Here is a 7,513-nt window from a genome sequence, read left to right on the forward strand (position 1 = left end):
GGCGGCGGGGGGCAGGCCACTTCCCGATGCGGCAACCGACGCAATGGTGATGAAAGATGAACATTAATTATCCATATTGATATGGTGATGGATTTAAAAATCGTCCATATCATTTCATCGGGCTCTCATCAACATCCCAATAGATAAAAGGGGTTAATGAAAATGGATTGATGAATCGGGAATAATAGAAAGTTTAATGTCCATCACAAAACAAGTCATTCCAGCAATTTAGTCCATATTTTTGACGTCTCATCCCTGACACCTTGTCGCACCGATCGCGTACTTTCACTGCATGTCTTACTTTGCTCAGGCAGGAAAAAAATGACCTCAATCAGTGACGGCTCGACGGTGCTGGCGCGTAGCCAGCGTGATACCCGACGTATGAATCAGTTTGTTTCTATTGCCGCTGCGGTGGCTGGATTGCTTTTTGGCCTCGATATTGGGGTGATTGCCGGGGCGCTGCCCTTTATTACCGATCATTTTGTCTTATCCAGCCGACTGCAGGAGTGGGTGGTCAGCAGCATGATGCTGGGGGCGGCGGTTGGCGCGCTGTTCAACGGCTGGCTCTCCTTCCGCCTGGGGCGTAAATACAGCCTGATGGCGGGGGCGATATTGTTTGTGGCCGGGTCAATCGGATCGGCGTTTGCCGCAAGCGTCGAAATGCTGCTGGCAGCGAGGATCATTCTCGGTATCGCCGTGGGCATCGCCTCTTATACCGCGCCGCTGTATCTTTCTGAAATGGCGAGTGAAAACGTGCGTGGCAAGATGATCAGTATGTATCAGTTGATGGTGACGCTGGGGATCGTCATGGCCTTCCTGTCCGATACCGCATTCAGCTACAGCGGTAACTGGCGGGCGATGCTGGGCGTGCTGGCGCTGCCGGCGATTCTGCTGATCGTTCTGGTGATTTTCCTGCCGAACAGTCCGCGCTGGCTGGCGGAAAAAGGACGCCATATCGAAGCGGAAGAGGTGCTGCGCATGCTGCGCGATACCTCGGAAAAAGCCCGTGATGAGCTTAATGAAATCCGCGAAAGCCTGAAGCTGAAGCAAGGCGGCTGGGCGCTGTTTAAGATCAATCGCAACGTCCGCCGCGCGGTATTTCTTGGCATGTTGTTGCAGGCGATGCAGCAATTTACCGGCATGAATATCATCATGTACTACGCGCCGCGTATTTTTAAAATGGCCGGTTTCACCACCACTGAGCAGCAGATGATTGCCACGCTGGTGGTGGGTCTGACCTTTATGTTTGCGACCTTTATCGCGGTCTTTACCGTCGATAAAGCCGGGCGTAAACCGGCGTTGAAAATCGGCTTTAGCGTGATGGCTATCGGTACGCTGGTGCTGGGTTACTGCCTGATGCAGTTTGATAACGGCACCGCCTCCCGCGGCCTGTCCTGGCTTTCCGTCGGTATGACCATGATGTGTATCGCGGGCTATGCGATGAGCGCCGCGCCGGTGGTATGGATCCTGTGTTCGGAAATTCAGCCGCTGAAATGCCGCGACTTCGGCATTACCTGTTCAACCACCACCAACTGGGTGTCGAACATGATTATCGGCGCCACCTTCCTGACGCTGCTGGACAGCATTGGCGCGGCGGGGACCTTCTGGCTCTATACCGCGCTGAACGTGGCGTTTATCGGCGTGACGTTCTGGCTGATTCCGGAAACCAAAAACGTCACGCTCGAACACATCGAGCGCCGACTGATGTCCGGTGAAAAGCTGCGCAACATCGGTAATTAATTACAGGGATGCTCTTGGTAGCCACGGACTGGCTACGCGTATCGTTTCCCGATGGCTATCGCCGTTAATAATATGCAGGGCGCTCAGGCGCCCGATATCATAGTGCGGCAGCTGCACCGTCGACAGCGGCGGTAAAAACAGATCGCCAATACCGACCATATTATCGTAGCCCACCACCGCAACATCCTGCGGGATCCGCAATCCCTGCGCCAGCAGCGTCTGGTAGACCATAAAGGCGATACGATCGTTACCGCAAATAACCGCATCGAATCGCGGTTTTCCCTCGCGGAGATGGCTCTGCACCACGGCGGGGATATCATGGTAGTGCTGATCGCCGAAGGCCATATAGCTGTGCACCAACGTATCCGGGTCGATACCGGCTTCGCGGCAGGCGCGCTCCAGCCCCTGGCGACGGCGCACGGTGGCGAGATGGTTGGCCGGAAGGTGTAAACAGAGCGGATTACGATAGCCTGCGGCGAGCAGGGCTTTTACCGCGACGTACTGACCCTGTTCATCATCAGGAATATAGCTGGCGATCGGGTCGTTAAGACTTTCGCAGTTGGCGAGGACGCAGGGGAGCGTCAGCAGCTTGGCCGGAACAGGCACCTGGCGCAGCCCCATGGTGGTGTAGATGATACCGTCAGGGCGGTGGGAGAGCAGCAGGTCGACGATGTTTTCCGGGCTGTCATCGGAAAACATGTTCACCACGAAGCTGTTCCAGCCGTGCGCGCGGGCGGTCTCTTCGATAGACAGCGCGATCTCAACCGAAAACGGCGTGGTGACGGTATCCAGCGCCAGGACGCCAATGGTATTCGGCGTGGCGCGCGCGCCGCGAATTTTCTTGGCTGACAGGTCGGGGACGTAGTTGGTCTGCTCGATAGCAGACTGAACGCGAGCCAGCGTTTCGGGTTTCAGACGTTCCGGGTTGTTCAGCGCCCGTGAAACCGTCATCAGAGATACGTTTGCCAGTTTTGCCACATCTTTCAAGGATGCCATATTTCCCACTCCACCGTTGCCGCCATGCAACAGGCTATACAACTAAGTCGCTGATGTAAAAGGATCATACGATATTCTATCGCACGCCGTGTTCTGTCAGTGGAGCGGATTCTTTGATCGCGATCGCACCTCTGTTATGTTAACGTTAACTTTTGTGATTAACATCATGTATCTCAGTAAAACGGCATGATTTATGTTTTTTGTTAACGTTACCATTGCATGCATTACCCCTACACGAGAAAGTCATGATGAAAGCCCATCACTCTCACAGCTATCCGTTACTCAGTGCGTTACTGTTTTTCTTTTTTGTCACCTGGTCCTCTTCCGGCTCATTGCTCTCTATCTGGTTGCACCAGGAAGTGGGGCTTAAGCCGGGGGATACCGGGATCATCTATGCCGTGCTTTCCGTATCAGCGCTGTTTGCCCAGGTGTGTTACGGCTTTATCCAGGACAAACTCGGGCTGCGTAAAAATCTGCTCTGGTATATCACCGTGCTGCTGATCCTCTCCGGACCGGCGTATCTGCTGTTTGGTTATCTGCTGAAAATAAACGTGCTGCTCGGCAGTATCTTTGGCGGGATCTATATCGGCTTAACCTTTAACGGCGGTATCGGAGTCCTCGAATCCTACACCGAACGCGTGGCGCGCCAGAGCCAGTTTGAGTTTGGTCGGGCGCGTATGTGGGGCTCGCTGGGCTGGGCGGTGGCGACCTTTTTTGCCGGGCTGCTGTTTAACATTAACCCGAAACTCAACTTTGCGGTCGCCAGCGGTTCCGGCCTGGTGTTCTTTATTCTGCTGGCGCGACTGCGGGTCTCTTCCGCGCCGCACGCCATGCAGGAAGCGGTATCCGGCGGTAAAGTGACGCTGGAAGACGCCCTGCGTCTGCTGACCCTGCCGCGTTTCTGGGCGCTGGTTTTCTTCGTGATTGGCACCTGTATCTACGGCGTTTACGACCAGCAGTTCCCGGTCTACTTTTCTTCCCAGTTTGCGACCTTGCAGGAAGGCAACGCGATGTACGGCTACCTGAACTCCTTCCAGGTGTTCCTTGAAGCCGCCGGGATGTTCTGCGCGCCGTGGCTGGTTAACCGCATCGGCGCGAAAAACGGTCTGATCTTCGCCGGGATGGTGATGGCGATGCGCATGGTGGCCTCCGGGCTGGTGGAAGGGCCGCTGCTGATTTCCATCACCAAGCTGCTGCATGCGGTGGAACTGCCGGTACTGCTGGTCGCCATCTTTAAATACAACAGCTTAAATTTTGATAAACGCCTCTCTTCCACGCTGTATCTGGTGGGCTTCGCCTGCACCAGCTCGGTGATTGCTACGGTGCTGTCGCCGCTGGCGGGCTACAGCTATGAGAAATACGGCTTCGCCCAGTCCTATCTGATTATGGGACTGCTGGTGTTCTGCACCACCTTTATCTCCATTTTCTTGTTGCGATCCAGTCGTTCATCTTCCGATCCGATGATGTCGCAACCCTCCGCTATCTGAATGAAAAGAGTGAAGAATATGATGTACACCGTTGCTAACGCTGAACAGGAACTGCAGGCGAAACGCGAGACGTTAAACCTGCGCTGGTATCCACGCTACCATCTCGCCGCCCGCGCGGGCTGGATCAACGATCCCAATGGTCTGGTCTGGTTTGACGGCTGGTATCACGCCTTTTATCAGCATCATCCTTACTCCACGCAGTGGGGGCCGATGCACTGGGGTCATGCGCGCAGCAAGGATTTAGTCCATTGGGAACACCTGCCGGTGGCGCTGGCGCCGGAAGGGCCGGAGGATAAAGATGGCTGCTTCTCCGGCTCGGCCGTGGTGGATGGCGATACGCTGGCGCTGATCTATACCGGACATAAATTCCACGGCGATCCCAGCGACGAAGCCAACCTTTATCAGGTGCAGTGTCTGGCGACCAGCCGCGACGGCATTCATTTTGACCGTCAGGGTATGGTGCTGGATACCCCGCCGGGCCTGCACCATTTCCGCGACCCGAAAGTGTGGCGCGAAGGGGATAGCTGGTACATGATCGTCGGCGCCCGCGTTGGCGATACCGGTCAGGTACGGCTGTATCGTTCCGCCGATCTGCGCCAGTGGCATGACGAAGGGATCCTTGATGAAGCCGAAGATAAGATGGGCTTTATGTGGGAATGCCCCGACTTCTTCCCCCTCGGCGGTAAGCGCGTGCTGATGTTCTCTCCGCAGGGGCTGGCAGCACAGGGCTATCACAACCGTAACCTGTTCCAGAGCGGCTATCTGCTCGGCGACTGGCAGCCCGGGCAGCCGTTTGTCCGGGAAGGTGAATTTGTTGAGATGGACCATGGCCATGATTTTTATGCTCCGCAGAGCTTCCTCGCTCCCGACGGGCGCCGCATCGTTATCGGCTGGCTGGACATGTGGGAATCACCGCTGCCGGAACAGCAGGATGGCTGGGCAGGTATGCTCTCTCTGCCGCGTGAGCTGACGTTGAGCGCCGATAACCGTCTGCAGATGCGTCCGGCGAAAGAGGTGGAGTGCCTGCGCAGAGCCTGGTTCCCGTGGCCGGTCAGCACGCTGAAAAACCAACGGTCGCTGATGGCGGAAAACGGTGAGGCGATGGAGGTGATCCTGCACTGGGACTGCGCGGGCAGTACGGCAGAACAGTATGGGCTGAGCTTCGGCGAGGGGCTGCGGGTCTACGTTGATGCGCAGATGCAGCGCCTGGTGCTGGAGCGACACTATCCGCAGCACGGTCTGTGCGGCGTACGGAGTGTCCCGCTCTCGATGACATCGCCGTTAAAACTGCGTCTGTTCTTTGATAGCTCTTCAGTCGAAGTATTTGTTAATGATGGCGAGGCCTGCCTGAGTAGCCGTATTTATCCGCAGGCGGCGCATCGGGAATTATCCTTATTTTCCTGGAGCGGTACCGCTTTATTATCGGAAGCGGGTGCCTGGCAATTAGAATAAATTAAAATAATGTTGTTAATAACCCGTTCGTGGCGACGGGCGGGTTATTATTGTCGCTGTCGCCGGTTTTACCATAAATAAAAGTACCTTCCTTGAAATAATAATAAAGGGTTTGCCGATGAAAAATATCTGGGTCGGATGTTTACTGACGTCTATATTGATTCCCGCGGTGAGTGCGCAGGAGTCCGTTTCGCTTGAAGAGCGGCTGGCGCAGATGGAGCAGCGCCTGAAAGCGACAGAGCAACGGGCGAGCAGCGCGGAGGCGGAGATTCGTGCGTTGAAGCAACAGCCGCAGCCGCCGGCCGCGGCGGTGACGGCCGCCGCCGGGGCGAAGAAGCCGACATTGCAGCTTAATGATTTTGGCGAGTTAAAATTCTATGGTGACGTTGAGTTTAATATGGATGGCGCCAGTCGGACCGGCAGCCTGACGTCGGTAAAAACCTCGGCTAATAAAGACTGGGCGCCGGGAAATAAAGAACGCTGGGATATTAATGGCCGAATCTTGCTGGGTTTTGATGGCCTGCGTAAAGGGGCTGACGGAAAATATGCCGGATTCAGCGTGCAGCCACTGGCGGATCTGCGCGGAAAAATGAATCTTGATGATGCGGCATTTTTCTTCGGTCGTGAAAATGACTGGAAAATAAAGGTCGGGCGCTTTGAAGCCTATGATATGTTCCCGCTGAATCAGGATACCTTTATTGAATATTCCGGCAATACGGCCAACGATCTGTACAGCGACGGCTACGGCTATATCTACATGATGAAAGAGGGGCGCGGGCGTAGCAGCAGCGGCGGCAACTTCCTGCTCAGTAAAAACAGCGATAACTGGTATTTTGAGCTGAATACGCTGGTGGAGGACGGCAGTTCGCTGTTTGTGGATCAAAACTATCACGGCAACGCGCTGGATAACCGTAAAAACGTGGTGTACGTGCGTCCGGTCGCGGCCTGGCAGTCCGGGGCCTGGTCGGTGGCGGCGGCCATGGAGAGCAACCTCGTTAATAATGCTTACGGCTATCAGAACCAGAATGGCCGCTGGATCGATCAGTCCAGCCGCACCGGCTACGGGATGACCATGAGCTGGAACACGCTGAAAACCGATGCCGAAAATGGGGCGGTGGTGAATCTGAGCTCCGCCTATCTTGATGCGGCGGATGAGAAAGATTTCAGCGCCGGTATCAACGCATTATGGCATCGGGTAGAGCTGGGCTATATCTATGCGCATAACAAAATCGATAAGTTCAATATGTCCGGCGTGAGCGCGGAGTGCGATGGCGACTGCGCGATTCTGACGCCGGGGCGCTATGACATCCATACCATTCATACCTCATGGCAGCTGCCGAATATCATGGATATGCCGAACTTTAATATTTATCTCGGCGCGTATGCGTCATGGCTGGATTCATCGGCGGCAAAAAGCGGCAATACCGATGAACGCTACGGTGCGCGGGTAAGATTTAAATATTTCTTCTGACAGGTTTCCCGGGTTGCGGCGTAACGCCTTACCCGGGCTACCACAAGATTGCGGCGCAGCAATGCGCCTTAACCGGATCAGGGGCCCGCAGACAGCGGTGAACCGGTAGCCCGGCTAAGCGTAGCGCGAGCCGGGGCGGTGCCGAATGACGACAAGGTTTCCCGGGTTGCGGCGTAAACGCCTTACCCGGGCTACCAGGCACAAGATTGCGGCGCAATGCGCCTTAACCGGGCCAGGGGCCCGCAGACGGCGGTGAACCGGTAGCCCGGCTAAGCGCAGCGCGAGCCGGGGGCGGTGCCGAATGACGACAAGGTTTCCCGGGTTGCGGCGTAACGCCTTACCCGGGCTACCAGGTACAAGATTGCGG

Annotated in this window: 5 protein-coding genes; 4 read left to right on the forward strand and 1 reads right to left on the reverse strand. The window is 55.8% G+C overall.

Annotated features, from left to right (window positions below):
- Positions 1-321 precede the first annotated feature (321 nt).
- Positions 322-1,740, forward strand: coding sequence for a sugar porter family MFS transporter (locus tag CWM52_RS12375; RefSeq protein ID WP_100684386.1), 1,419 nt, complete (start codon positions 322-324; stop codon positions 1,738-1,740).
- On the opposite strand, the gene CWM52_RS12380 is transcribed toward CWM52_RS12375, so the two are convergent.
- On the reverse strand, positions 1,741-2,736 hold the full coding sequence (locus CWM52_RS12380) for a LacI family DNA-binding transcriptional regulator (RefSeq protein ID WP_100684387.1): 996 nt from the start codon (positions 2,734-2,736) through the stop codon (positions 1,741-1,743). It lies immediately after the preceding gene.
- A 245-nt stretch (positions 2,737-2,981) separates the two neighbouring features.
- Here CWM52_RS12380 and CWM52_RS12385 point away from each other — a divergent pair, with 245 nt between their 5' ends.
- The 3 genes from CWM52_RS12385 (at position 2,982) to CWM52_RS12395 (ending at position 7,146) form a co-directional block, all read left to right on the forward strand.
- Positions 2,982-4,223 (forward strand): MFS transporter, encoded by a 1,242-nt coding sequence (locus tag CWM52_RS12385; RefSeq protein WP_100684388.1) that lies wholly within the window; start codon positions 2,982-2,984, stop codon positions 4,221-4,223.
- An 18-nt stretch (positions 4,224-4,241) separates the two neighbouring features.
- On the forward strand, positions 4,242-5,675 hold the full coding sequence (locus CWM52_RS12390) for a glycoside hydrolase family 32 protein (RefSeq protein ID WP_100684389.1): 1,434 nt from the start codon (positions 4,242-4,244) through the stop codon (positions 5,673-5,675).
- 118 nt (positions 5,676-5,793) lie between these two features.
- Positions 5,794-7,146: a carbohydrate porin gene (locus tag CWM52_RS12395; RefSeq protein ID WP_100684390.1), complete on the forward strand. Its 1,353-nt coding sequence runs from the start codon at positions 5,794-5,796 to the stop codon at positions 7,144-7,146.
- Positions 7,147-7,513 lie beyond the last annotated feature (367 nt).

The sequence above is a fragment of the Raoultella sp. T31 genome (assembly GCF_002806725.1).
Classification (GTDB): domain Bacteria; phylum Pseudomonadota; class Gammaproteobacteria; order Enterobacterales; family Enterobacteriaceae; genus Klebsiella; species Klebsiella electrica.